Genomic DNA, 24,563 nt, shown 5'->3' with positions numbered 1-24,563 from the left:
CCGCTCGGAAGCATCCGGCGGCGGGAGCGTCTCCGCAGGAGCACTCCCGTGCTGTCTCCTGACAGAGCACAGTCGTGCCGTTCGCCCGCGGGTCCGGCTCGCACCGCTACACGCGGGCGGTGATCTGCTCCGCGGTGGCGAGCAGGCGTTTGGCGGTGCGCTCGACGTCCAGGTCGACCATCGACACTATGCCGAGACTTGCCTCCAGCGACTGCCCGTCACGGTCGTAGAGCGGCACCGCTATGCCGACCGCGCCCGGTGTCAGGTTTCCGCGTGACACCGCGTATCCGCGCTCCCGCGCTTCGACCACCCCGGCCGGGTCGTCGGCCTCGGGCGGTCTGGCCAGCATGATGGCCAGACCGCTGGCCCCCTGGTCGAGCGGATGGCGGGCGCCGCTGCGCTGGGACAGGTGGAAGACCGCGTCGGACGGCTCGACCACCGCCAGCACCACGGCGTCGGCGCCCTCCGACACGACGCACTGCGTGGTGACGCCGAGCTCCTCGGCCAGCGTCCGCAGGTAGGGGACGACCGCGCGCCGCAGCTGCGGGTTGGCCTGTCTGGCCAGCTGGATCACGCCCAGCCCGAGCCGGTAGCGGCCCGAGCTGCCCTCGGCGGCGAGGCGGTGGCTGCGGAGCGTGGTGAGCAGCCGATAGACCGCCTGACGGTGCATGCCCAACGACGTGGCCAGCTCCGCGACGGTCATGTCACGGTCCTCCACGGCGAGCAGCTCCAACAGTTTCAGACCCCGATCCAAGGTCTGGGACCCGTTGCCCTGACTCCCGCTGTCCCCGGCGCGATCACCAGTGCTCACGTCAAGCCATCCCTACCGCTGTCAGTTTTTACAACGCGCATTATGCTGATTTTGATCAGGCCTGTTATCACTCGCATGAGGGTCAGCTTCCGACGGTCCGGTTTGCTGCGGCATTACGCCCAGCGATCCGGCCGAACGCGAGACATTCGGCGATACTGCCGCCACCCGTCGGATAAAGCAGGCCGTACATTGATCCTAGCTCACCTGCGGAGTACAGATTGTCTATCCAACCTCCGTGAATCGAGGCCACCCGCGCTTTCGCGTCACGGCGCGGCCCGCCCGCGGTATGCGAGCCGCCCGGCCACAGCGGAACCGCGAAATAGCGATCACCGCTGATCGGCGTGAGCGTGCCGGGGTCGCGGCCGAAGTCGGCGTCGACGCCCGCCGCGCAGTGCTCGCTGTAGCGGGAGACCGTCCGCTCCAGCGTCTCCGGGTCGAGCCCGCAGGCACGGGCCAGCACGGGGATCGACTCGGCCGACTGGATCCAGCCGCGCCGCAGTTCGGCCACGTTGTCCGCGCTCCAGGTGTAGTCCTGGACCGGTCCGGCGGGGCCCGAGTAGGTGGGGACCAGCGTCGCCCGCTCGAAACGGGCCTGATCGAATATCCACCACGTCGGGATCCGGGGGTAAGTCAGCTGATCAGCGTCCATTGCCAAAAGCGACAGATGGGCGGTGTGCTGCTTGCCCGGCTCGCGGATGAATCGCCGGCCCGACCCGTCGACGAAGATGGAACCGGGGGGCGTGACGCCCTCGGCCGGTCCGAACCGGCCTGATCCCCACAGGTCGACGGCCGTTCCCCCGGTGTATCCGGCACCAGGGAATCTCGCCACGAAATGACCTGGCCAGACATTCATGTGCCACAGCTCCGCGCCGATATCGGCCGCCATGGTGATGCCGTCCCCGGTGTTGTGCTCGGTGCCGTAGAAATGCACTGGAGTGACCGGCAGGTAGTGCTTCTTGAGCCGTTCGCTGGCCTCGTAACCGCCGACCGCCAGTACGACGCCGCGACGCACGCGGATCCGCTGGGCTCCGTCCGCGCCTTCGGTCTCCACCCCGACGACCGCGCCGCGGTCGTCGGTGAGCAGTCTCTTGGCCGCCGTGGCGTACCGGACCTCGATCCCGCGCTCGGCCACCAGGCTCCGGAGGAAGCCGTGCATCGGGCAGCCGGTGTAGCCGTCGGGGGCGCTGGCGGGCTGCGCCTTGTAGACCCTGATCGACTCGTGACCGGGCAGAGAGGGGTGCTCGCCACGGATGTTCATCTTCTGGTACGCGCCGCCGTGCGCGTCGAGCCAGGTCGGGTTGGCCGCCGTCTCCTCCGCCCAGGTGCGGATCAGGCCGGGATCGATCAGGGGCAGCTCGCCGTTGACCGCGTACATCGCGGACAGGTACTCCACCGCGCCGTCCACGTCCTGCGGCACGAGGAAGTAGCCGGCGGCGTAGCGGCTGTTGGGCCGGTGGTCGTCGGCCCGCTGCTTCTCGATGACGAGCACCTCGGCGCCCTCGTCGTGCGCGGTCACCGCGGCGACCGCGCCCGCGTCACCCAGACCGAGCACGACCACGTCGACGGTCCTGTCGAAGGGACCTGTGCAGTGCATCGCGACCTCCCTAACCGAGCCCGAACAGTCTGGCCGCGTTCCCCTTGAGGATCTTCGGGCGGATCTCGCCCCGGATGGCGATCTTGGCGAAGTCGGCCAGCCAGCGCTCCGGGGTGATCATCGGGAAGTCCGAGCCGAAGAGCACCTTGTCCTTGAGCAGCGTGTTCGCGTACTGCACCAGCTGTGGCGGGAAGTACTTCGGCGACCACCCGGACAGGTCGATGTACACCTTCGGCTTGTGCATGGCGACCGACAGCGCCTCGTCCTGCCAGGGGAACGACGGGTGCGCGAGGATGATCTGCAGGTCGGGGAAGTCGACGGCCACGTCGTCGATGTGCATCGGGTTGGAGTACTTCAACCGCAGCCCGCCGCCGCCCGGGGTGCCCGCGCCCGCGCCGGTCTGGCCCGTGTGGAAGAGCGCGGTCAGCCCGTGCCCGGCGATGACCTCATAGAGCGGATAGGCCATCCGGTCGTTCGGGAAGAAGCCCTGCGAGGTGGGGTGGAACTTGAAGCCGCGGACGCCGTACTCCTCGATCAGCCGCCGCGCCGCCCGCACGCCCGCCGCGCCGCGATGCGGATCGACGCTCGCGAACGGGATGAGCACGTCGCTGTGCAGTGCCGCCTGCTCGGCGATCTCCTCGTTGCCGGGAGACTGCTCCTTGCCGCTGACGTGCATGGAGTCGACGCCGAACACGATCGCCGCCATGTTCCGCTCGCGGTAGTACTCGGCGATCATGGGCACGGTGAACTTCCGGACCGCACCGGCCTTGAAGTAGTCGGCCATCGCCGAGAACGTGTCGTCACCGGATCCCGGAGTGTCGTGGACGGAGATCTGCACGTGGGTGTGCACGTCGATCGCGTCGAGCGCGGTGATGTCCATCACGCCTGCTCCCCCTGGTCGGCGACGATCGCGGTGGCGCTGCCGGACAGCACCTCCACGCCCGCCGCGTTCACCGCCGAGAGGGTGAGCTCGGCGCGCCGCTGCCCGTCGACCGTGTCCACCGAGGTGACGGTCGCCGTCGCGGTGATGGTGTCGCCGGGCCAGACGGGCGCCTTGAACCGCGCCCGGTAACGCCGGATGTTCTCGTGCCCGAACCAGTCGGTCAGCACGCGGCCGGCCAGGCCCATGGTGAGCATCCCGTGGGCCATGACGGTCGGGTGGCCGGCGATCCGGGTGGCGAACGGCTCGTCGGTGTGCAGCGGGTTGAAGTCTCCGCCGGCGCCGGCGTACATCACGATCTGCGTGCGTTTGAGGTCGGTCACGACGACCTGACGTACTTCCTGGTCGGCTGTCACGGTCATCGGCCCGCCTCCGGGGTGTCGCCGGTCTTGGGGGTGACCGTAACCGAGACCGTGGTCGAGCGGGCGACCAGCTCTTCGTCGGCGTCGAAGAAGTCGACGTGCCGCTCGGCGAAGTTGAGGACGCCGCGCCCTCCGGTCTTGCTCCACGTCCGGCCCTCGCGCTTGCGGGCCGTCAGCGTCTCGCCGACCCGGATCGGGCGGAAGTACTCGAACTCCTGCTCGGCGTGCAGGCCGCCGCCTCCGCCCGATGACACGCCGGGCCCGCCCCCGGAGCCGTTCCAGGGCGCGCCGGGGCGCATCCGCAGCCCCCAGTCCGGGTCGAACTGGGCGAAGGCGATCGGGAAGGTGGGGGGGACCACGTCGGCGTCCTCGCCCAGGGCGCGAGCGAAGGTCCGCACGTGGCCCTGCTCGATCGGGAACGGTATGCCGGTCACGACGCTGTCTCCTCTGCTTGCAGGTAGCGGGTGGCCACTTCACGGGCCGACACGCGGTTGATCTTGCCGGCCGGGCTCCGGGGGAGCGAGTCGACCCGGACGACCCGGCGCGGGCGCTTGTATCCGGCGAGCCGCTCGGCCACGAGGCCGCTCAGCGTCTCGTCCCCGACGTCGGCGAGGGCGCTCGCCGGGGCGACGACGGCCACCACGATCTGGCCCCAGCGCGGGTCCGGGACGCCGACGACGACCGCGTCGGTGACCTTCGGGTGCGTCAGCAGCGCCTCTTCGACCTCCTCGGGGAAGACCTTCTCGCCCCCGGTGTTGATCACGCCGTCGCCCCGGCCGAGCAGGATCAGCTTGCCGTCCGCGTCCAGCGAGGCGAGGTCCCCCGGCACCGAGTAGCGGACGCCGTCGACGACCCGCCAGACCCTGGCCGTCCGCTCCGGGTCCTTGAGGTACCCGACCGGCTGCGGTCCGGCGCTGGCCAGGATGCCGATCTGACCGGTGCCCGGCTTGACGTCCTGGTCGTTCTCGTCGAGGATCCGGGCCACGGGGGCCAGCGTGAACCGCCCGTCCGCCAGGTCGGACTCCGAGCGTGCCACGGCCATCCCGAACGGGCCTCCTTCGGAGGCGGAGATGTTGTCGATCAGGGTCAGGTCGGCGCCGTACCGCAGCAGCCGGCGCTTGACGTCGGCGCTCCAGATGACGCCGGAGCTGGTCATGGTACGCAGGCTGCGGATGTCGTACGGCTGCCCGGAGCTCTCGGCGGCGGCCAGGGAGTCCACCAGGGGGCGGCCGAACGCGTCGCCGACGATGACCATGTCGGTGACCGCGTGCTGCTGGACGGTCTGCCACACCTCGTCCGCGTTGAGGGACTTGGAGGTGCAGAAGCAGATCGTGCCACCGCCGTACAGGCTGCGCAGCGTCTGCAGCAGGCCGGTGCCGTGGATGAGCGGCGACATCGGCAGCACGGTGGGGGCGAGGCCCCTCTCGTGCAGCCCGCGGACCTGCGCCCGCACGTCGCTCGGCGTCTGCGGCGCCGGGAGACCGTGCTGGCGGAAGACCGAGGCGATGATGCCCAGCAGCCCGTCACGGTCCCAGACGACGCCCTTCGGCCGGCCGGTCGTGCCGCCGGTGAGCAGGATGATGCCGTGCGGCGAGTCGGTGTCGATCTCCTCGTGGACGGGGCCGTGCTCGGCCGCCCACTCGAAGGACACCGCCGGCGCGAGCGGCTCGGTGGCCGATCCGGCTTCCAGGAACAGGCCCAGCTTGGGAAGGTCGCCGTCTATCTGCCGGACCTGGGCGGCCAGGCTGGTGTCATAGACGAAAGCGCCCGCATCGGTGTAGTTGAGCACGTAGTGCAGCTCTGGGGCGAGATAGCGGTAATTGATGTTGACCGGCTGCGCGCCCAGCTTGAACACGGCGTACATGATCTCCAGGTACGCGAACGAGTTGTACAGGGAGATCGCGACGGTCGAGCCGGGGCCGACCCCGCGCTCCGCCAGCGCCCCGGCGAGCCGCGAGGAGCGGGCGTCCAGTTCGGCGTAGCCGACGGACCGGTCACCCTGGATCACCGCGGGCCGGTCGCCCACCACTTCGGCAGCGGCGCGCAGGGCCGTGGCAACGCCCATTGCGCGGTCGGTGGAGTCAGGCAAGGTGGCCTCCGATTCGGGTATGGCCGCGCAACAGGTCGCGCGAAAGGATGAGCCGCTGCACCTCATCGGTGCCTTCGAAGATGCGCATCGCCCGGATGGCGCGATACCAGCCTTCAAGGGGAAGCTCCTTGGTATAGCCCATCCCGCCGTGGATCTGGAGTGCCCGATCCACGACTCGGCCGACCATCGCGGTGCAGAAGAGCTTCGCCATGGCCGACGCGTGTCTGGCGTCGGCCCCCCGGTCAACGTCCCAGGCGGCCCGGAGGGCCAGCCAGCGGGCCGCTTCGAGCTCGGTCTCGGAGTCGGCGATCATCCATTGGATCGCCTGGTTCTGGCCGATCTTGCGGCCGAATGTCTCGCGCAGGCCGGCGTAGTCCACCGCCATCCGCAGACAGCGCTCGGCGATGCCGACACACTGCGCGGAGATCACGTAGCGGCCCTTGCCGACCCACCGCATGGCCAGCTGGAACCCGCCGCCGACCTCGCCGAGGACCTTGTCGGCCGGCACCCGTACGTCGTCGAAGGTGAGCGACGCGGGCAGGTGCCAGCTGCCCATCGTGCTGATCGGCGAGGAGGTCCAGCCGGCCTCCCGGTCGACGAGGAACGCGGTCGCGCCGTGGTGGGCGCCCTTGTCCCTGTCGGTGAGCGCGATGACGATCGCGTAGTCGGCCTCGTGGCCGTTGCTGATGAAGGTCTTCTCGCCGTTGATCAGCCAGTCGTCGCCGTCCCGCCGCGCGTAGGTGCTGATCGCCCCGGCGTCGGACCCCGCGCCCGGCTCGGTCAGCGCGAAACAGCCGAGGCGCTCGCCCTCGATCGTCGGCTTCAGGTACTCCTCCTGCTGGGCCGCGTCCGCGCCGTACAGGATGTTGTCGGCCTCCCCGCCGAAGCGGAAGGGCACGCAGGACTTCGCCAGCTCGGCGTGGATCAGCGATTGGGTGACCGCCGGAAGCGCCATCCCGCCGTACTCCTCGGGTGTGCTGAGCCCCCAGAAGCCGAACTGGCGTGCCTTGGCGCGCAGCCGGCGCTCCTCGTCCCGGGGCAGCCGCGCGCCGCCGTCGCGCACCAGCCGGAGGAAGTCCTCCTCCAACGGGAGGATCTCCTTGGTGACGAAGGCGCGCACGGTGTCGCGGATGTCCCGCTGCTCGTCACTCAGCTCGAAGTCCATCGGCCCTCCTTCGGCACGCCGGTCATCCGGCCCGCGGCGGCAGGTCGTGGGCGCGTACGTTGGAGATCATCGCGGCGTCCATCATCCAGTCGTGCGCCCGCAGCGGATCGGCCACGATCTCCGACATCCGCAGCTGGAACTTGCGCCGCTCCGACTCGTCCTGCTCCGCCATGGCCGTGGTCGTGCGGTGCGTGAGCTCCTGCACCGCCTCGACGGCGGCCTTGCGCCTGCGGTGCGCCCAGGCGTCCAGCACGTCGGCGCCGGCCTCGCCGCGGAGCACCGCGCTGAGCTGGATGGACAGGTCGAAGGCGTCGTGAATGCCGCCGTTGAGGCCCATGCCGCCCATCGGGCTGTTGACATGCGCCGCGTCGCCGAGCAGCAGCACCCTGTCCTTGCGAAAGGTGTCGGCCACCCGCTGGTGCACGGAGTAGATCTTCCGTTCGCGCAGCGGCAACTCGGGATGGTCGCCGAAGACGCCCCGCAGCCGGTCCGCGACGTACCGGTCGGAGAGGGCCTCATCGGTGGTGACGTGCGGCGGCACCGAGACGACGATCCGCCAGACGTCCGGCACCCGGAGGATCAGCAGGTGTTCCACCGGGTCGGCGATGTAGTTGACGTCACAGATGCCCGGCAGCAGTGTCTCCACCGGATAGTCGATGCTCAGCACCAGGTAGCGGTGCTCGTAGGTGAGCCCCTCGAACGAGCTTCCGAGCGCCTTGCGGACGGTGCTGCGCGCGCCGTCGGCGGCGAGGACCCAGCGGGCCGCGACCCGCTCTCCCGAGGCGGTGCTCAGCACCGCGCCGTCCTCGTCCTGGCTCACGTCCGTCACACCCGTGGCCAGCCGTACGTCGACAGGGGCGGGGCATGCGTTGATCGCATCCTTGATGATTTGTGTGTACTTGTACTGTTCGAGCTGCAATCTGAAGGGATAGGCGGTCTCGTCGGCGAGCATGCCGAAGTCGAACTCCGCGATCAGGCCGTCGCGGCGATCGTGCACCTGGTACTTCCGCGCGACGATGCCGGCCTCCAGCATCGTGGAGACGACGCCGAGGTCGCGGGCGATCTCGATCGTCGGCGGGTGGAAGGTCGAGGCCCGCCACTCGGTGCTGAGCCGGTCGGCCTGCTCGAAGACGGTGACGGACGCGCCGCGCCTGGCCAGGGCGAGGGCCGCGGTGAGCCCGACCGGGCCTGCGCCGACCACGGCAACGTCGAGGATGCCCATCACTTGCTCCACTCGGCGATGTGGTCGCACATGATCCTGGCCAGATCGGGGCGGCCCTGGAAGTAGTGGTCCGCGCCCTTGATCTCGACCAGCTCGCGCCTGTCGTGCGCGACGGCCTCGTACATGGTGCGGGCGTGGCTGGGGAAGGCCGCGCAGTCGGCTGATCCGTAGATGACCATGACCGGCGCCTGCACCTCTGGGAGGGCGACGTAGGCGTTGGCCCGGCTGTGGTCGTAGCTCCACTGGCTCAGCCAGGACCGCAGGCTGGTGAGGTGGCCCAGCGACGCCGGCCGGAAGTTGGCCGCCCAGGGGCTGCCCCACAGGGTGCCGGCCCGCCGGTCGGACGGGTCGAGGGTCAGGTCCAGGAAGCGCGGGTCGGCTGCCGTGCCGTGCACGACGAAGGGGAGGTCGTCGGGGGCCACCTTCTCCCCCGCCGACTCGCGGACGTACCCGCGCAGCGCTTCTATCTGCTCGCTCGCCCAGGCGGTGATCCGGCGGTTGCGGTCGATCTGGGCGAGGCGGTAACGCTCGACGAACTCCTCGCCGTAGGCCGGGCCGTTGGCAGGATCGAACATGTCGAGCGAGGCGTCCCGGTCGAAGGGCCGCTGCTCGTCGGTGATGGCCGGGTCGAGCCCTTCGGTGTAGACGACCGCACGGCCGGGGTGCGCCATGGCCATGACGATCTTGTCAGCCGGGATGAGCCCGGTCCCGGCCAGGTCGACGGGGTCGCCGGCCGGGGTGTGGGTGATGGTGGGGTTCTCCGCCTGCGCCTGATAGAGCGCGGCGAGCCCGCCGCCGCCGGAGTTTCCGACCAGGACGACCCGCTGATAGCCCAGCTCGCGAAGGTGGCGGATCGCCGCGCCGATGTCCAGGAGGCAGTTCTCCATGATGAGCGCGGAGTCGTTGCCGACGTAACGCGTGGCGAGCCCGACCGCGGCCACCCCCCGTGCTGCGAGCTCTTCCAGGGCGTAGTGACCGATGAAGTTGGACGCCGGGTGCACGATCAGCACGGCGGTCGACGGCGACCGCAGATCGTTCTTCCAGAGGGTGGCCCAGATCTTCCCGCTCATCCGGGCGACGCCGGAGTTGATGTCCAGGCGTCCACCAGGCGTCATCGGTATGGGGAGTAGTTCGCGGGACAGCACGGGGCGGCTCCTGATCAGCGCGGATGAGGCAGGGGTGGGATCGGCGGGCCGTGCGCTACCCGCGCGCGGTCCACTTCCGCAGCGTCTCGGCGCCCGCGCGCGCGTCGGCGTCGTCGAGAGGGCGGGTCTGGAACGTCAGCTCGACCCGGATCCCGTTCGGGTCGAAGAGGTACAGCGACTCCCAGACCCCGTCATGGTCGACGATGCCCACCGTCTCCACGCCCTTGGCCGCGAAGTGCGCCTTCCACTCGTGGAGCTCCTCCATGGAGTCGACGTTGAGCGCGATGTGCCGCACCCATGAGGGCACCGAGTCGGGTCCGGGGTTGGGCATGTCGTCGACCTCGAAGAAGGCGATGGCGCTGCCGTCGCCGAGCCCGAAGAAGGTGTGCAGGTAGGGCGTGCGGGCTCCGTTGGAAGGCACCTCGTCCAGCTGGATCGCGGTGAGCAGCTCGCACTTGAGGACCTCGGTGTAGAAGTCGTGCGTGGCTTGGGAGTCCCACGTCGGATAGGCGATGTGGTTGAGCGAGCGCGGTGCGCGGAGATCGGCTGTCGCCATCATCTGATCCTCAGTGTGTGTCAATTATCGGACAAGTAGTCCGGAATTTGAATTGATTGTCCGGCCGTGGATGTCAACTTGTCAACCACGACCTCAGGGAACGACCACGCTGCGCAGCGCCTCTCCTGCCAGCAGCCGGTCGTAACCCTTCTGCGCGTCGGCGAGCTCGAACGTCCCCGAGACGTACTCGTCCAGCGGCAGCCGGCCCTCCAGATAAAGGTTCGCGAGCAGCGGCAGGTCCCGTGCCGCGACGCAGTCTCCCCAGATGGAGACCCTGATCGACCCTCCCGTCAGGAACAGCCGTCGCAGCGGCACCTCGGCCACGTCCCCCTGCTCGGGGGCGCCGACGATCACCAGGCGCGAGCCGGGGGCCCGCAGGCCGTCGGCCGTCGCGAAGGTCGCGGGCCCGCCGACCGCGTCCAGGACGACGTCCGCGCCCAGGCCGTCGGTCAACCCGCGGACGCGGTCGCCGGGGCCCTCCTGGGACGCGTCGATGAGGTGGGTGGCGCCGAACCGTTCGGCGACGGCGAGTTTGCCGGGATTGGTGTCGATCGCGATGATCCGCCGCGCCCGCGCGTACGCGGCCCCGGCGATGGCCGCGATCCCCACGCCACCGCAGCCGATGACCACCACGTCGTCGACCGGCCCGGTCTCCGCGGTGTTGACGGCCGCGCCGAAGCCGCTGGGCACGCCGCAGCCGAGCAGCGCGGCGATGGGCGGCGGCACCCGCGGGTCGATCGCGATCGCCTGCCGGGCGGGGACGATGACCCGTTCGGCCAGGCCGCCGACGCCGAGCACCGGAGTCGCGGCGGCGCCGTCGCCGAGGGTGACCTCCGGCCGGCGCGGCAGCTTCGACGCGCACGCCTCCGGCCGTCCCGAACGGCAGTGCTTGCAGTCCCGGCAGGCCACCATCGGCGCGACGACGACGCTCTCACCCGGCGCGACGCCCGTCGCGTCCGGCCCCAGAGCCTCGACGACGCCGGCCACCTCATGGCCGACCAGGTAGGGGAAGTCCGTTCCCGACGTGCCGTGCATGAAGTGCACGTCGCTGTGGCACAGCCCGCAGGCGGTCACCCTGATCAGCGCCTCGTCACCGGTCAGGTCCCGCAGCGGGATGTCCTCGAAGCTCAGTGGCCCGTGCGCCTCCCGTACGACGGCGCCTCGGTAGTGCTCGTGCATGGATCACTCCTGGGGTCGGGCTGAAGGTCAGTACCAGCGGGGCGCGTCGGCCGCGGCGGTGTCCACGATCACCGTCTTGAGCTCCGTGTAGGCCTCGTGCCCCACCCGGCCGAGCTCGCGGCCGACACCTGACAGGCCGACGCCGCCGATGGGGGCGTCCAGCGCCAGTGCCCCGTACGAGTTGATCCAGAAACAGCCCGATCGCACCGCTCTGGCGGTCGTCAGCGCCCGGTCCAGTTCACGGGTCCAGCAGCCGCCCACCAGGCCGAAGGGCGAGTCGTTGGCGAGCGTGACGGCCTGCTCCGCGCCGCTGAACCGCTGGACCGTGAGCACCGGCCCGAAGACCTCGTCGTACACGATGGCGGGCACGCGCGACAGCCCGGAGGGGATCTCCAGCACGGTCGGCGCGACGAACGCGCCGCCGGGATGGACGCCGGGCGGCCGACCGCCGCCCGCCAGGACGCGCGCTCCCTGCTCCACCGCCGTGTCGATCATCGCGCGGACCCTGTCGGCCTCGCCGACCGAGATCAGCGCGCCCAGCTGGGTGTCCGGCGCGAACGGGTCGCCGACCCTGATCGAGCGCGCCACGTCGGCGACCTGCTCGACGAACGCGTCCGCGATCGGCTCCTCGACCAGGAGCCGGGAGCCGGAGAAACATCGCTGCCCGGCGTTGCGGAAGATGCCGCCGACCGTGGCGTGCAGGGCGGCGTCCAGGTCCGCGTCGGCGTAGACGATGTTCGCGGACTTGCCGCCGAGTTCCAGCAGCACGCGTTTCATCCCGTCCGCCGCCGAGGCCATCACCTGCCGGCCGACCGCGGTGCTGCCGGTGAACGACACCATGTTCACCCCGGGATGCTCGACCAGCCGACGGCCGACCTCTCCCGCGCCCTGGAGCACCTGAACGAGGCCGCCGGGGAGTCCGGCAGCCGAGAGGATCTCGGCGAACACGGGCGCCGCCAGCGGGCTGAGCTCAGGGGACTTGATCACGATCGCGTTGCCCGCCGCCAGCGCCGGGCCGGCCTTCTGCGCCGCGAACATGAACGTGGTGTTGAACGGGATGACCGCCGCCACCACCCCCACCGGCTCCCGGAAGGTCATCCGCAGCGTGGAGCCGTCCGCCGGCAGGGTGCCGCCTTCAAGGGTGGCGGCCCACCCCGCCGCGGCACGCAGGTGGGCCGCCGCCACGAAGACGTCGCCACGCGCCTCCGCCGGCGTCTTGCCGTTGTCCAGCGCGATCAGGTGGACGAGTCGTGCGGCCCGCGCCTCGATCAGGTCGGCGGCCGTGCGCAGGATCCGCCCGCGTTCGTGCGGAGAGGTGCGCGCCCAGGCAGGCTGAGCCGCGACCGCGCCCGCGACGGCTTCGTCGACGAACCCGGCCGTGGCCGCCTCGACCTGTGCGATCAGCGAGCCGTCACCCGGATGACAGGTCGGGAAGACCGCTCCTCCGCCACCGCGGAGCGCCCCTCCGGCGAAGCTGTGCTCCGCCGGCAACTCCGCGACGGCGATGTGCTCGGACAGGTTGGTGCTCATCGAGGAATCTCCTTGGGCAGATCTGTGCCATGGCCCCGGTACACATGCGGCCAGAACCGTGACTGCCTGCCGGACCAGCGCTCTTTACCTCGTCTGCACCGGAACGCTACCATCATAAATTCAAATATAGGACTCATCGTCCGATAAATGGAATTTGGAGATCTCGTGGAGTTCACCCATCTCGGTCGCAGCGGTCTCACCGTCAGCCGTCTGGTGCTCGGCACGGACAACTTCGGCACCCAGACCACTGAGGAGGACGCGTTCCAGATCATGGATCGCGCCCACGAGCTGGGGATCAACCTGATCGACACGTCCGACGTGTACGGCTGGCAGTTCGGCGAAGGACTGACCGAGCAGATCATCGGCCGGTGGCTGTCCACCGGCGGGGGCCGCCGCGAACGCACGGTGCTCAGCACCAAGCTGTACGGCCGCATGTCCGCCTGGCCGAACGACGCCGGCCTGTCCGCGCTGCACATCAGGCGTGCCTGCGAGGCGTCGCTACGGCGGCTGAACACGGACTACATCGACATCTACCAGATGCACCACATCGACCGATCGACCCCGTGGGAGGAGATCTGGGAGGCGATGGACGTCCTCAAGACCCAGGGCAAGATCGTCTACGTCGGGTCCTCGAACCACGCCGGCTGGCACATCGCCGCCGGGCAGGAAGCCGCCGCCCGGCGCGGTCACCCGGGCCTCGTCAGCGAGCAGACCATCTACAACCTGCTCGAACGCACCGCCGAGCTGGAAGTCCTGCCCGCCTGCGCGCACTACGGCGTCGGCATGATGCCGTGGTCGCCGCTCGACGCCGGCCTGCTCGGCGGGATCCTGCGCAAGGAGCGGGAGAACCGGATGGGCGCCCCGCTGCCCGGCGCCAACGTGGCCACCCACCGAGGCAAGCGACTGGTCAAGCTGGACCGGCACCGCGCCGCCGTCCAGGCCTTCGAGGACCTGTGCGACGAGCTCGGCGAAAGCCCCGCCGACGTCGCGATGGCCTGGCTGCTGGGCCGTCCCGGCGTGACCGCGCCGATCATCGGGCCGCGCACCCTGGCCCAGCTCGACGCCTCCACCCACGCCTTCGAGGTGACCCTGGACGACAAGACGCTCGACCGCCTCGACGCCATCTTCCCCGGCCCGGGCCCCGCGCCGGAGGCCTACTCCTGGTAGGCCCCGGGCCCGGGACCCGCGCCGGCCCCGCTCAGCGGAACGTCTGCTGGAGACCCAGCAGACGCCGGGCGCCCACTTTGTCCAGATATTCCTGGTGGTCCTCGACCCCGAACACGTGCTCGTCCAGGTACTCCTTGGTCCGGTCCTGGGCGGCGAGATCCCGGTACTCCACCAGCCGCTGCCGGTCGTAGGCGTAGTGTCCCGGGGAGGACAGCGGATGGGAACCGTAGGGCGCGTGGGCGACGATGTCCACGATCGCGCCGGGGATGGACACCAGGCGCGGGTCGGGGGCCGGAGCGTACTCGTCCAGGATCTCGTCCGAGCTGATGATGACGTGGTCGCTCGCCTTCGCCATCACGTCCTCGAACCGCCGCTGGCCGAAGATCTGCGCGTTGCCCTTCCGGTCGGTGACCTGCGCGTGGAACAGCCCGTAGTCCGCCCGCAGCGCGGGAATCGTGGTCACGGTACGTCCGGTGTACGGATCGGTCGTCGTCCGGACGTTCTTGTTGACCTTGGGCAGGTCGGTGCCCTCGTACAGCGGGGGAAGCGGCAGGAACGGCAGCATGCTGGCGCCGGCGCGGAAGCCGTAGACGATGTACGCCTCATCCCCCTCGACGATCTCGATCGACTGGCTCTCCGCGGCCCGGCGGTAGTTCGGCGCCATGCCGAGGAACTCCAGCCCGACATAGGACACGTGCAGCCGTTTGACACAGCCGGCGGCGATGAGCATGTCCACGGGCGCACCCGCGCTCGGCGTCGGGATCAGCTCCAGGTCCCTGACCCCGCGCCGGATCAGCGCGTTCACCAGCGCCATCGGGCCGTTGTGGGAGTGCACGCCGCCCAGCGCGATCGTGGCTCCGTCGGGGATGCCGGCGACCGCCTCCTCGGGGGTCGTCACCTTGTTCGCGCTCATCGCCTGAACTCCTTCGCCGCGGCGTCGCCGCCGGTCGTCACCTCGCCGAGCAGCCGCGTCCCGGTGACGCGCTTCAGCTCGGCCCTCCTGATCTTGCCGCCCTCGTCGACCGGCAGGTCGGTCACGAACTCCACCTCGCGTGGCCGCTTGTATCCGGCCAGCCGTTCGGCGCAGTAGTCGAGGACCTGCTGCTCCGTCAGCGCCGCATCCGGCGCCCGCCGCACCAGCGCCTTGACCGACTCGCCGAACCGCTCGTGCGGCACGCCGATCACCGCGGCGCGGGCCACGCCGGGGCAGGCCTGCAGCACCGCCTCGACCTCACCGGCATACACGTTCTGCGCCCCCGACCGGATGACGCCCTGCGCCCGGTCGGCCAGGTAGATGTAGCCGCGCTCGTCCCGCCAGGCCATGTCGCCGAGCCGGAGCCAGCCGTCCTTGAGCACCGCTCGGGTCACCTCCGGCTGGCTCCAGTAGCCGGAGAACACGCTGGCCGCCCGGATCCGCATCTCCCCGGTCTCCCGTACGGCCACCTCGCGATCCTCGGCGTCGAAGATCTTGACCTCGGCGAACGCGGCCGGCCGGCCCACCGGGACGATGGAGGTGGCATCGGTGCGCAGGAAGTTACGGTGGTCGTCCGGGGTGAGCAACGCCACGAAACCCCCCGCCTCCGTCGCCCCGAACGCGTGGTAGAACTCCAGGTCCAGCGCCTCGGCCAGGGACCGGATCAGGCTCCACGACACCGACGCGCCGCCGTACCCGACCAGTTCGAGCGCGCTCGCGCGCGTGAGGTCGAGCTCGGGCAGCGCCCGCACCAGGTCGACCAGCATGGTCGGCACCAGGAAGGCGTGCTCGACCCCGAACCTGTCGATGTCGTCGACGAACGCGGCCGGGTCGAAGCGCCTGCGCAGCAGCAGCGGGACGCCGAGGTAGGCGGTGGTCGTCACGAAGGACGCGCCGACCCCCAGCGTCAGCGGCACCGAGATCCAGGTCGGGCCGCCGCGCGGCACGTTGACCTCGCACAGGTAGTTGGCCGTGCTGGCGAGCTGCTGGTCGTGCGTGGCCATGCAGCCCTTGGACGCGCCGGTGGTGCCGCTGGTGTAGCGCAGCGAGCGCAGCTCGTCGCCCGTGCCCTTCTCCGGCACCTCGCCCGGGTCACCGGAGGCGACCAGGTGCGTGAACGATCCTTGCTCGTCGTCGCCCAGGCCGACGGTGTGGATGCCGCGGATGCCCGGCACCTGCCTGGCCGCCTCGACCGCGGCGGGGGTGTCACAGATGATCGCGGACGCGCCCGAGTGGGTGAGGATACGGGCGATCTCGGGGGCGGTCAGCCGGGTGTTGATCCCCACGGTGACGAGGTTGGCCTTCCACGCGCCGTGGAAGGCCGTCACGATGTGATGGCAGTTGGACATCACCAGCGCGATCCTCTCCTGCGCGCGGTATCCGAGCCCGATCAGCGCGTTGGCCAGCCGGTTGGTCTCGATGTCCAGCTCGGCCCAGGACAGCTGGGCCTGGTCGCAGATGACTGCGGGCAGCGGGCCTCGTCGTACCGCGTTCTGCCGCAGCAGGTTCTCGATTCGCATGCGTGTCCGTTCGTCGGTCGTCAGCGGCCGAGTGCCCGCTCGACCAGGTCGGCGATGAGGTCGGGGCGCTCGATGTGGACGTTGTGCCCCACGCCGGGCAGCACTGTCACCGGGTGCCCGAGCACCTCGGCCATGTCCGCCGGGTCGATGCCGGGATCGCGGTCACCGCAGGCCAGCTCGACCGGGCAGGTCACCCGGCCCATGCGGGCGGCCAGCTCAGGACCGGTGGCCGGGCCGGCCTTGGCGATGCCCGGATCGCCGGAGAGCCCGTAGCCGCCGTCGCGGGCCGTGACCCCGGTGGCGCGATCCTCGTCGGTGAACGCGGGCCCGGTCATCCCGGACACCCGCCCGAACAGCTCGCGCGCCTGCTCCTCGCCGGGGAAGACCCGGACCGGCCGCTCGGCCGTCGCGGCCCGCCGGGCCAGCTCCTCCCCCGTCCAGGCGACCTTCATCGCGACCACCGCCAGGGAGCCGACCGTGATGCCGCGAGTCCGGTCCGCGAGGGTCATCCCGATCATCCCGCCGAGCGAGTGGCCCACGACGGTCACCGGGCCCTGGACGCCGGTCAGTGCGGCGGCCACCGCGTCGGCCACCGGGTCGGCGTAGCCCTCGGGCGAGTAGTCCTGACGATGGCCGGAGCGGCCGTGCCCCGGCAGGTCGGTGACCAGCCACCGGCATCGGGTGCCGCGCTCGCGGAGCCGGTCCAGCGCCGGTCTCCAGACGGCTCCGGACGCGCCGGAGCCGTGCAGGAAGAGCACCGCGGGGCCGTCCTCGCCGCCGGACTCCAGGTATACGTCGCCCATCACGCCTCCGCCTTCTTCGTTCGCGCGAGGAACCCGAGCGCCACCTCGACGAACTCGGCCGAGCGCTCGATCTGCGGATAGTGACCGCTGCCGTCGATCGTCTCGGTCCGCACGTCAGGGATCTGTGCCGCCAGTTCCTGCCAGGTCAGCGGCGGCACCAGCCGGTCGTACCGGCCGCGGACGAGGAGGGTGGGCACGGCGACGCGCCCGTAGTCGCGGGCGGGCGGGCGCACATGCGGCCGTCGTTCGCCGCTGTCACGTCCCGGCGCGCGCAGGCTGCCCGCCGCGGCGGTCTCCCACGCGCCCGGGACCATGCAGTACTCATGGCGGCGGCGCAGGTAGTCCTCGCTGTGCTTCCAGCGCGGGTCGTGGAAGAGCACGTCCATCGACGGGCGCAGGCCGTCGAGTGTGCCGTCGAAGTCCTCCAGTACGGCGCGGGCCTCCGCCACCGGGGCGGCCAGTCCGGTGCCCACCACGACCATCGAGCGGATCGGCCACTGGGGTGACGGCCGGTTGGCGACGTCGAGCAGCATCCGCCCGCTGAGCGAGGTGCCGATGAAGTCGGCCGAGTCGATGCGCAGGGTGCGCAGCACGCCGGCGACCTGCCGCAGCATGAGCCGGCGCTGGCCGCCGAAGTCGCGGAGCTTGTCGCTGTGCCCGAAGCCGACGAAGTCGAGCGCCAGCACGCGATGGTGCTCGGCCAGCGCCGGGACGCAGTTCTCCCAGGCGAGCCGGGCGGAGGCGCCGTACTCGCCGCCGTGCAGGAGGATCAGCGGAGGACCGTCCCCGGCTTCCAGATAGTGGGTGGTGCAGCCGTCGGCGACGACGAACCGATCGTGAAAGCTCATGAGCGCTCAAACCACGGCGGGGTAGCGGCGCAGCACACCATCCCGATCGACCTGGGTCCGGAGCAGGGTGAGCTCCTCGTCGCCGGGGGCGCCGACGGTCTGCACGTCGTCGGCGACCAGCAGCTCGAATCCGGTCGCCGCCTGGATCTTCTCGACGCTGCTCCACGGGTGGACCTTGATCAGGCGCATCCGCTTGCTCTCCGGCTCGAAGTCGAACACGCCCAAGGGGGTGAACACCCGCCGGGGGCCGTCGGACTCGGGGCGGAAGACCTTGGAGCGGGCGTCGCCGCCGTCGAGCCAGCCGCCGCCACTGACGAAGTCGACCTTGTCGACGAAGATCTTCGGTGTGTGGTGCTGGGTGTAGATGTAGCTGGTCCTGAAGCCGCCGAGGAAGATCAGGCCGATGGTGCCAGGGCCGCGCACCTTCGGCTTGTGCCAGTCGCCGATCATGGCCATGTTCAGGTTGCCGTGCTTGTCGATCTGCATGCCGCCGAGGAACGCGAAGTCGAAGCGCATCGCGGTCTCGAAGTCCACGACGTCGTCGAGGCTGAAGTGGTATTCGCTGGTCACGAGGTTGCGGTAGTCGGCCGAGGACTCGGTCAACCTCTGGATCTTCGGGTTCATCGCGCCGCTGCCCCCACAGAAGAAGGACAGGTTGGGCGCGTGCGTGAGCTGCGCCAGGCGCAGCCCGGCGGCGGGAATGTGCGATGCGGCGCCCACGGAGCCGAAGGCACCGTCGGCCATCTCGTGCGAGATGGAGATCGCCATCATCTCCGCCCAGGTGTAGGTCGCCTCCGGCACGTGGCCCCCAATCGGGTTCGAGCGACAGCGCAGCTCGTCGCTCTGGACATCTCGCCGCGACAAGTACTTGTCAGAGCAGCGAGTCGCATTTATCGTACAGTAAGTCCGTAATTTGTAACAATGCTATCGTGGCGGTGTTTCTGTCAAGGGTCATCGCGCCCTGGCCGGTGGCTACCGCGCAGGAGGAACAACGATGACCCGACCCGCTGTCGAGCGAGTCCTGCACGGCCTCGTCGACCTGCACTGCCACTCCGGGCCCAACCCGCTGCCACGCGCGTTCGACCACGTCCAGGCCGCCAAGGACGGCGAGCGGCTGGGCATGCGCGCCTTCCTGGCGAAGTCGCATCACCACAACACGGTGATGGACCTCCTCGCGATGGGCGACCGCCTGGCCGGCGTGAGCACCGCCGTCTACGGCGGCATCGCGCTGAACAACCAGGTCGGCGGCATCAACCCGCACGCGGTGGAGATGTGCCTGCGGATGGGCGGACGATGCGTCTGGTTCCCCACCATCTCTTCCAGCGCGCACGTCGCACACCACAAGTCCGGCGGTGGCTTCCCCAAGCCGACGATCCCGCTGACCACGACCCAGGTCGACGTCCGCGGCCCGGACGGCGCGCTCATCCCCGAGGTCGGCCAGGTCATCGAGGTCATCGCCGAGTCGGGGGCGCTGCTCTCCGCCGGGCACATGGCCCCCGACGACATCCGGGAGGTCTTCACCGCCGCGCGCGACACGGGAGTCCGGAGACTGGTGGTCAGCCATCCGAACTTCGTGATCGGCTCCGACCCCGCACAGTGCAGGGACTTCATCGAACTCGGCGCCTACATCGAGCACGAGACCAGCATGTACGACTCCGAGGTCGCCCAGGCGCGCGGCGGCCCGGAAATGCTGATGGACTGGATCGAACGGATCGGGCCTGAGCACACCGTGCTCGCCTCCGACCTGGGCCAGGTCGGCCGCCCGATGCCCGTCGACTCCTTCGTCCGGGTCGGGTCCGCCCTGCTGGATCTCGGGCTACCCGAGAAGGACCTGCGGCAGATGGTCCGCGTCAACCCGTCGTACCTGCTCGGCCTGGACGACTGACCGTAAGGACGAATCACATGTACAGCCCCGACGATCCTCGTGCGGCCCTCAGCACGACCGCGACCACGACGACGACCACGACGACGACCACGACCACGACCACGACGGATCCGAACGCCCCCATCGCGGCGCTCGCCACCTACGAGTTCCTGACGCTGCCGCCGGACGAGGTCACGGACCTCGGCAGCAGGACCTGGTACGTGCGCGCCCAGAACTTCGTGCTCGCCTTCACCCGCCTGGTCGCCGGTGACACGCTGCGCCGCGACGCGAGCGCGCAGCGGGAGGAGTACGTCATCGTCCTGCCCCACGACGACACCACGATCGACGTGACGGCCGGCAACGAGAGCCAGGAGGTGACCGGGCGCGGCGTGGTCATCGTGCCGCCCGGCGACAGCCACCTCAGCGCCCACGGCGACGCCGACCTGGTCCGCCTGTTCGACGTCAGGACCACCGACCTCCTCGCGCGCTGCGGCAACGCCTCGGCGTACGCAGAGCCCCATCCGCGCGTGGCCCTGCTGGAGCCGTGGCCCGACCCGCCCGCCGGACACCGCCTGCGCGTCTACCGGAACGCCGACTTCCCGCTGGAGCGCGGCCGGTTCGGCCGTATCTTCCGGTCCAGCGCGTTCATGGTCAACTTCGGCGACCCCAGGAACGGCCCTCGCAATCCCGACCGGCTCTCCCCCCATCACCACGACGACTTCGAGCAGTGCTCGCTGACCGTCGCCGGCGACTACATCCATCACGTCCGGACGCCCTGGACGTCGAAGCGCTCGCAGTGGCACGCCGACGAGCACGCGGCCGTCGGCAGCCCCGCCGTCGCGATCATCCCACCGCCCACCGTGCACACCAGTCAGGCGGTCGGCGAGGGCGACCACCTGCTCATCGACATCTTCAGCCCACCGCGCGCGGACTTCTCCGCCAAGGCCGGATGGGTGCTCAACGCCGATGAGTACCCCGCCCCCGAGCACATCACGACGGCATGACCTTCTTCGCGAACGCCTCCGCGCGGGCGCCACGGCTGGGCACCTGGATCAAGCTGGCGACCACCGAGAGCGTCGACATCATGGCCGGCGCCGGATTCGACTTCGTGGTCATCGATCTCGAACACTCCCCGCTCGATCTCACCCTCGCGGCCCGGATGATCAGCCTCGCCACGGCCTACGGCGTCGACCCCCTGGTCCGCGTGCCCGATCACCAGGGCTCGACCATCCAGCGGGTCCTCGACGCCGGCGCGCGGGGCATCCTGGTCCCCCACGTCGACTCGGTGGCCGACGCCGAACGGGTGGTCGCGGCCACCCGCTTCCCGCCCCTCGGCCGGCGGGGCGCGGGCGGAACCAGCCGCGCGGGCCGATGGGGGCTGACGCCCCGGGACGAGTACGTCCGGGTCGGCAACGAGGACGTCGTCTGCATCCCCCAGTTGGAGAGCCCGGACGCCATAGACGCCGCCGCCGGCATCCTCGCGGTGCCGGGGATCGACGCGGTGTTCCTGGGCGCCGGCGACCTGTCCGTCTCCCTCGGGGTCCGCGTGAACGACTTCGTGGTCAAGGAGTCGCTCGACCGGGCGCGGACCGCCGCCGCGGCTGCGGGCAAGCCCTGCGGCGCGGCCTGCGTGGACGCTCCTTCGGCCGTCCGGACCGCGGCCCTCGGCCACCAGTTCCTCATCATGGGCAACGACGCCACCATGCTCGCCCGCACGGCCCATTCGATGGCGCAGGCGTTCCGGGACCAGATCGGCGGCAATTCATGATCGTCGGTAGCTGGCGGCTGGTCGACTACGTGATGGAGGGGGAGCCCGACGACGGCGCGCGCCCCCTCGGGGACAAGCCGCTCGGCCTGCTCATCTACGGGCCCGACGGCCACATGTCGGTGCAGTACATGGCCGGCGACCGTCCGCCCCTGAGGTCGGACAACTGGCGCTGGGCCACCGACGCGGAGAAGCTCGCCGCCGTACGGACCTACGGCGCGTACGCCGGACGCTACGAATGGGCCGGCGACCGCGTCACCCACCAGGTGGAGGCCGCCATCTACCCCAACTGGATCGGCGCCGAGCTGGTCCGCCTCGCCGTCGTGGACGGGGACCGGCTGATCCTGCGCGCCGAGCGAACCCCCGGCCGGCCGCCCACCCCCATCCTCACCTGGGAACGCATCCGATGACCCTGATCGACGCCCACGCGCACCTGGTGACCGACGACCCGGCCTACCCGTTCGACCCGCCCGGCGGCACGGTCAGCGAGGCCGTACGGAACGACCCGATGACCGCGGAGCGGCTGCTCGCCGCGCTGCGGGAGCACGGGCTGTCGGGCGCGATCGCCGTCCAGCGCGCGCACGTGTACGGCTACGACAACAGCTACGTGGTGGACTCGGCGGCTCGGTACCCTGACCGGCTCGCCGCCATGTGCGTGCTCGACGCGCGGGCGCCGGACGCGGCGGAGAGAGTGCGCCACTGGGCGAGGCGCGGTGCCGTGGCCGTCCGCCTCACCTCGCCGGGCGGGAACCAGCACGGCGGCACGCCCGGCACCGAGTGGTTCGCCGGCGCGGAGGCCCGCCGGGTGTGGCGGCAGGCGAGCGAGCTCGGGCTGTCGATGTGCCTGCACATCTACCGCTGGAACCGCGACGAGAGCCTGCGGGCGCTCGCCGCGGTGACCCGCGAGTTCCCCGGCACGCCGGTCGTCGTCGATCACATCGCGAGCGTCGAGACGGACCGCGCCGCCCCCTACCCGGGGGCCGACGGGCTGCTCGCGCTGGCCGACCGGCCGCAGGTCCTGGTCAAGGTGACGACGCTCAACTTCGCCCGGATCGTCACGGCGGGGATCAAGCCGTCGGTCGTGGTCGAATGGCTGGTCTCCCGGTTCGGCGCCGAGCGGGTGCTGTGGGGGTCGGACGTCACCCAGACCCCCGGCGCGTACGCGGACATGGTCCGGATGGCCCGCGAGTCGGTCTCCGGCCTGTCCGACCGGGACGCCGCCCTGGTCCTGGGCGGCACGTCGGCCTCGCTCTACCGCGTCGGAACACCATGACAGGCGGCCGCGTGCCTCTCGTGGACACTCACGTCCACCTGTTCACCCGCGCGCTGCCTCTCGCGGCGCGGGCGTGGACCCGGCCCGAGGGCGAGCTGGCGGCGGAGACGTTCCTGTCGATGATGGATGAGCACGGCGTCGGCTACGGCGTGGTCTCCGCGATGAGCCTGCTCGGGGACCTGAACGACTACACGATCGACGCGTTGCGCGAGCACGGGCGGCTGCGCGGGACCGTCATCGTCGACCCCACCACCGATCGGTACGTCCTGGAACGGATGAAGGCGGACGGCGTGGTGGGCGTCCGGTTCCAGTGGCGGCGGCTCGCGGACCTGCCGGATCTCACCGACCCGGCGTACCGGCGGCTGCTGTTCCGGATCGCGGACCTCGACTGGCACGTCGAGGTGAACATCGAGGGCGACCGGTTGCCGCCGGTGCTCGACCGGCTGACCGCCTCCGGGGTGAAGGTCGTCGTCGACCACTTCGGCGATCCGGACCGGGAATCCGGCTACGCCGGAGCCGGCGGCGCGGCGCTGCTGCGGGCCCTCGGCACCGGCAGGGTGTGGGTGAAGCTGTCCGCGGGCTACCGCTTCGGCGTCGGCCCGGACACCCTGGCCGGCCACGCGGCGACCCTGATCGAGGCCGCCGGGCCGGAGCACGTCTTCTGGGGCAGCGACGCCCCGTTCGTCGGCGCCCGCCGCCAGGTCACCTACCGCGACGCCGTGGACTCCTTCGCCCACCTCGTGCCCGACGCCGAACTGCGCCGCCGGATCTCACTGGCCGCGCACGCGTTCTACTTCGGCTGAGCGCGTACGGCGTCCGCGCTGACCGAGCCGAGCCACCCCAGCACCGGCCGGGGCGGCCCTCGCCGGTCACTTCGGCGGCGGGGTGTGGCTCTGCAGATGCTCCGAGAACCCGGCGAAGTCGGCGGCGAGTTGCTCCGCGCTCCACCCACCGTCGCGATGCGTGACGAACGCCTCCTTGGGATGCGCCCAGATCGCGAACCGGTCGCCACCGAACCCGATGTACTGCCCGGTGACGCCGGCCGACTCGTCCGAGGCCAGGTAGACGACGAGCGGCGCCACGTCCTCGACCTTGCCGATGCCGCGCCGGCGCAGGTCGGCCGGGACCGGCCCGCCGGCCTCGACCGAGGCGACGACCTCGGTCAGCGCCGGGATGGTCGCGGCCATCCTGGTCAGCGCGGTGGGCACGATCGCGTTCACGGTCACGCCCAGCTTCGCCGTCTCGATCGACCACACCCGGACCATGCTGATGATGGCGGCCTTGGACGCGGCGTACGCCGTCTGCCCGAAGCTGCCGTACTGACCGGCCGGTGAGCCGACCAGGATCAGCCGGCCACCGCCGCCCTGCTCCCGGAACTGGCGCACCGCGGCGCGACCGCAGGTGAAGGTGCCACGTACGTGGCTGTCCACCACGAGGTCGAACTCCTCGTCCGTGACCTTGGCCAGGGTCCGGTCACGCAACGCGCCGGCGTTCGTGCACATCACGTCCAGGCGGCCGAACTCGGAGACCGCCCGCCGCACCAGCGCGTCGGCCGACTCCGTGGGGCCGACCGCGCACACCTCGGCGACGGCACGACCTCCGGCCGCGGTGATCGCCTCGACGGTCTCCTTGGCGACGTCGGCGTCGATGTCGTTGACCACCACGGCGGCACCGGCCGCGCCCAGCGCCTCGGCGTACGCGCGGCCGAGGCCACGCCCTGATCCGGTGACGATGGCCACCTTGTCGTTGAGCCGCAT

Annotated in this window: 25 protein-coding genes; 7 read left to right on the top strand and 18 right to left on the bottom strand. The window is 70.8% G+C overall.

Features of this window, described 5'->3' with window-relative positions; genetic code table 11:
- Positions 1-106 precede the first annotated feature (106 nt).
- The 12 genes from E1267_RS05685 to E1267_RS05630 all read right to left on the bottom strand — a co-directional run bounded on the left by E1267_RS05685 (position 107) and on the right by E1267_RS05630 (position 12,593).
- Positions 107-811 (bottom strand): IclR family transcriptional regulator, encoded by a 705-nt coding sequence (locus E1267_RS05685; RefSeq protein ID WP_132330477.1) that lies wholly within the window; start codon positions 809-811, stop codon positions 107-109.
- An 82-nt stretch (positions 812-893) separates the two neighbouring features.
- A complete protein-coding gene (locus E1267_RS05680; protein ID WP_132330475.1) occupies positions 894-2,405 on the bottom strand; it encodes an FAD-dependent oxidoreductase in 1,512 nt (503 codons plus the stop codon).
- Positions 2,406-2,415: 10 nt separating this feature from the next.
- Positions 2,416-3,285: an amidohydrolase family protein gene (locus E1267_RS05675; RefSeq protein ID WP_132330507.1), complete on the bottom strand. Its 870-nt coding sequence runs from the start codon at positions 3,283-3,285 to the stop codon at positions 2,416-2,418.
- Positions 3,285-3,707, bottom strand: coding sequence for a MaoC/PaaZ C-terminal domain-containing protein (locus tag E1267_RS05670; protein WP_132330473.1), 423 nt, complete (start codon positions 3,705-3,707; stop codon positions 3,285-3,287). Before E1267_RS05670 ends, E1267_RS05675 begins: the two co-directional genes overlap by 1 nt.
- Complete coding sequence (locus E1267_RS05665) at positions 3,704-4,141, bottom strand: FAS1-like dehydratase domain-containing protein (protein ID WP_132330471.1); 438 nt, start codon at positions 4,139-4,141, stop codon at positions 3,704-3,706. The genes E1267_RS05670 and E1267_RS05665 overlap by 4 nt, the downstream gene beginning before the upstream one ends.
- Complete coding sequence (locus tag E1267_RS05660; protein ID WP_165959473.1) at positions 4,138-5,772, bottom strand: AMP-binding protein; 1,635 nt, start codon at positions 5,770-5,772, stop codon at positions 4,138-4,140. Before E1267_RS05660 ends, E1267_RS05665 begins: the two co-directional genes overlap by 4 nt.
- 16 nt (positions 5,773-5,788) lie before the next feature.
- The gene (locus tag E1267_RS05655; protein ID WP_132330467.1) at positions 5,789-6,961 is read right to left on the bottom strand and encodes an acyl-CoA dehydrogenase family protein; all 1,173 of its coding nucleotides are present in this window, start codon (positions 6,959-6,961) and stop codon (positions 5,789-5,791) included.
- Positions 6,962-6,983: 22 nt separating this feature from the next.
- On the bottom strand, positions 6,984-8,183 hold the full coding sequence (locus E1267_RS05650; protein WP_132330465.1) for an FAD-dependent oxidoreductase: 1,200 nt from the start codon (positions 8,181-8,183) through the stop codon (positions 6,984-6,986).
- The gene (locus E1267_RS05645; RefSeq protein ID WP_165959472.1) at positions 8,183-9,298 is read right to left on the bottom strand and encodes an alpha/beta hydrolase; all 1,116 of its coding nucleotides are present in this window, start codon (positions 9,296-9,298) and stop codon (positions 8,183-8,185) included. Before E1267_RS05645 ends, E1267_RS05650 begins: the two co-directional genes overlap by 1 nt.
- Positions 9,299-9,383: 85 nt before the next feature.
- The gene (locus E1267_RS05640; RefSeq protein WP_220449352.1) at positions 9,384-9,887 is read right to left on the bottom strand and encodes a VOC family protein; all 504 of its coding nucleotides are present in this window, start codon (positions 9,885-9,887) and stop codon (positions 9,384-9,386) included.
- Between the two features lie 90 nt (positions 9,888-9,977).
- On the bottom strand, positions 9,978-11,063 hold the full coding sequence (locus tag E1267_RS05635) for an alcohol dehydrogenase catalytic domain-containing protein (protein WP_132330461.1): 1,086 nt from the start codon (positions 11,061-11,063) through the stop codon (positions 9,978-9,980).
- A 27-nt stretch (positions 11,064-11,090) separates the two neighbouring features.
- Complete coding sequence (locus tag E1267_RS05630) at positions 11,091-12,593, bottom strand: aldehyde dehydrogenase family protein (RefSeq protein WP_132330459.1); 1,503 nt, start codon at positions 12,591-12,593, stop codon at positions 11,091-11,093.
- Between the two features lie 147 nt (positions 12,594-12,740).
- On the opposite strand from E1267_RS05630, the gene E1267_RS05625 reads away from it, so the two are divergent.
- Positions 12,741-13,760, top strand: a complete 1,020-nt coding sequence (locus tag E1267_RS05625) for an aldo/keto reductase (protein ID WP_246063492.1) — start codon at positions 12,741-12,743, stop codon at positions 13,758-13,760.
- Positions 13,761-13,791: 31 nt separating this feature from the next.
- Here the strand turns inward: E1267_RS05625 and E1267_RS05620 are convergent, their stop codons facing one another.
- The 5 genes from E1267_RS05620 to E1267_RS05600 are packed head-to-tail and all read right to left on the bottom strand — an operon-like array spanning position 13,792 to position 18,705.
- Positions 13,792-14,673, bottom strand: a complete 882-nt coding sequence (locus E1267_RS05620; RefSeq protein ID WP_132330457.1) for a CoA transferase subunit A — start codon at positions 14,671-14,673, stop codon at positions 13,792-13,794.
- Positions 14,670-16,253, bottom strand: a complete 1,584-nt coding sequence (locus tag E1267_RS05615) for a class I adenylate-forming enzyme family protein (RefSeq protein WP_132330455.1) — start codon at positions 16,251-16,253, stop codon at positions 14,670-14,672. The genes E1267_RS05620 and E1267_RS05615 overlap by 4 nt, the downstream gene beginning before the upstream one ends.
- A 20-nt stretch (positions 16,254-16,273) precedes the next feature.
- Positions 16,274-17,056: an alpha/beta fold hydrolase gene (locus E1267_RS05610; RefSeq protein ID WP_246063494.1), complete on the bottom strand. Its 783-nt coding sequence runs from the start codon at positions 17,054-17,056 to the stop codon at positions 16,274-16,276.
- The gene (locus E1267_RS05605; protein ID WP_132330451.1) at positions 17,056-17,904 is read right to left on the bottom strand and encodes an alpha/beta fold hydrolase; all 849 of its coding nucleotides are present in this window, start codon (positions 17,902-17,904) and stop codon (positions 17,056-17,058) included. Before E1267_RS05605 ends, E1267_RS05610 begins: the two co-directional genes overlap by 1 nt.
- 6 nt (positions 17,905-17,910) lie before the next feature.
- A complete protein-coding gene (locus E1267_RS05600) occupies positions 17,911-18,705 on the bottom strand; it encodes a CoA-transferase subunit beta (protein ID WP_132330450.1) in 795 nt (264 codons plus the stop codon).
- Positions 18,706-18,898: 193 nt separating this feature from the next.
- On the opposite strand from E1267_RS05600, the gene E1267_RS05595 reads away from it, so the two are divergent.
- From E1267_RS05595 to E1267_RS05570, 6 genes are read left to right on the top strand one after another with little or no spacing between them, the layout of a single operon-like run.
- Entirely contained in the window at positions 18,899-19,789 is an 891-nt protein-coding gene (locus tag E1267_RS05595; RefSeq protein WP_132330448.1) for a DUF6282 family protein, read from the top strand.
- Positions 19,790-19,806: 17 nt separating this feature from the next.
- Positions 19,807-20,772 (top strand): cupin domain-containing protein, encoded by a 966-nt coding sequence (locus E1267_RS05590; protein ID WP_181957747.1) that lies wholly within the window; start codon positions 19,807-19,809, stop codon positions 20,770-20,772.
- Complete coding sequence (locus E1267_RS05585; RefSeq protein WP_132330445.1) at positions 20,769-21,536, top strand: HpcH/HpaI aldolase family protein; 768 nt, start codon at positions 20,769-20,771, stop codon at positions 21,534-21,536. Before E1267_RS05590 ends, E1267_RS05585 begins: the two co-directional genes overlap by 4 nt.
- Positions 21,533-21,943, top strand: a complete 411-nt coding sequence (locus tag E1267_RS05580) for a lipocalin-like domain-containing protein (protein ID WP_132330443.1) — start codon at positions 21,533-21,535, stop codon at positions 21,941-21,943. Before E1267_RS05585 ends, E1267_RS05580 begins: the two co-directional genes overlap by 4 nt.
- The gene (locus E1267_RS05575; protein WP_132330441.1) at positions 21,940-22,806 is read left to right on the top strand and encodes an amidohydrolase family protein; all 867 of its coding nucleotides are present in this window, start codon (positions 21,940-21,942) and stop codon (positions 22,804-22,806) included. Before E1267_RS05580 ends, E1267_RS05575 begins: the two co-directional genes overlap by 4 nt.
- A gap of 20 nt (positions 22,807-22,826) precedes the next feature.
- Entirely contained in the window at positions 22,827-23,609 is a 783-nt protein-coding gene (locus tag E1267_RS05570) for an amidohydrolase family protein (RefSeq protein ID WP_220449351.1), read from the top strand.
- Between the two features lie 66 nt (positions 23,610-23,675).
- Here E1267_RS05570 and E1267_RS05565 read toward each other — a convergent pair whose 3' ends face one another.
- The gene (locus E1267_RS05565; RefSeq protein ID WP_132330438.1) at positions 23,676-24,563 is read right to left on the bottom strand and encodes an SDR family NAD(P)-dependent oxidoreductase; all 888 of its coding nucleotides are present in this window, start codon (positions 24,561-24,563) and stop codon (positions 23,676-23,678) included.

Source organism: Nonomuraea longispora (assembly GCF_004348345.1).
In the GTDB taxonomy this organism is placed as follows: domain Bacteria; phylum Actinomycetota; class Actinomycetes; order Streptosporangiales; family Streptosporangiaceae; genus Nonomuraea; species Nonomuraea longispora.
This window is presented reverse-complemented; position numbering and strand designations above follow the sequence as displayed.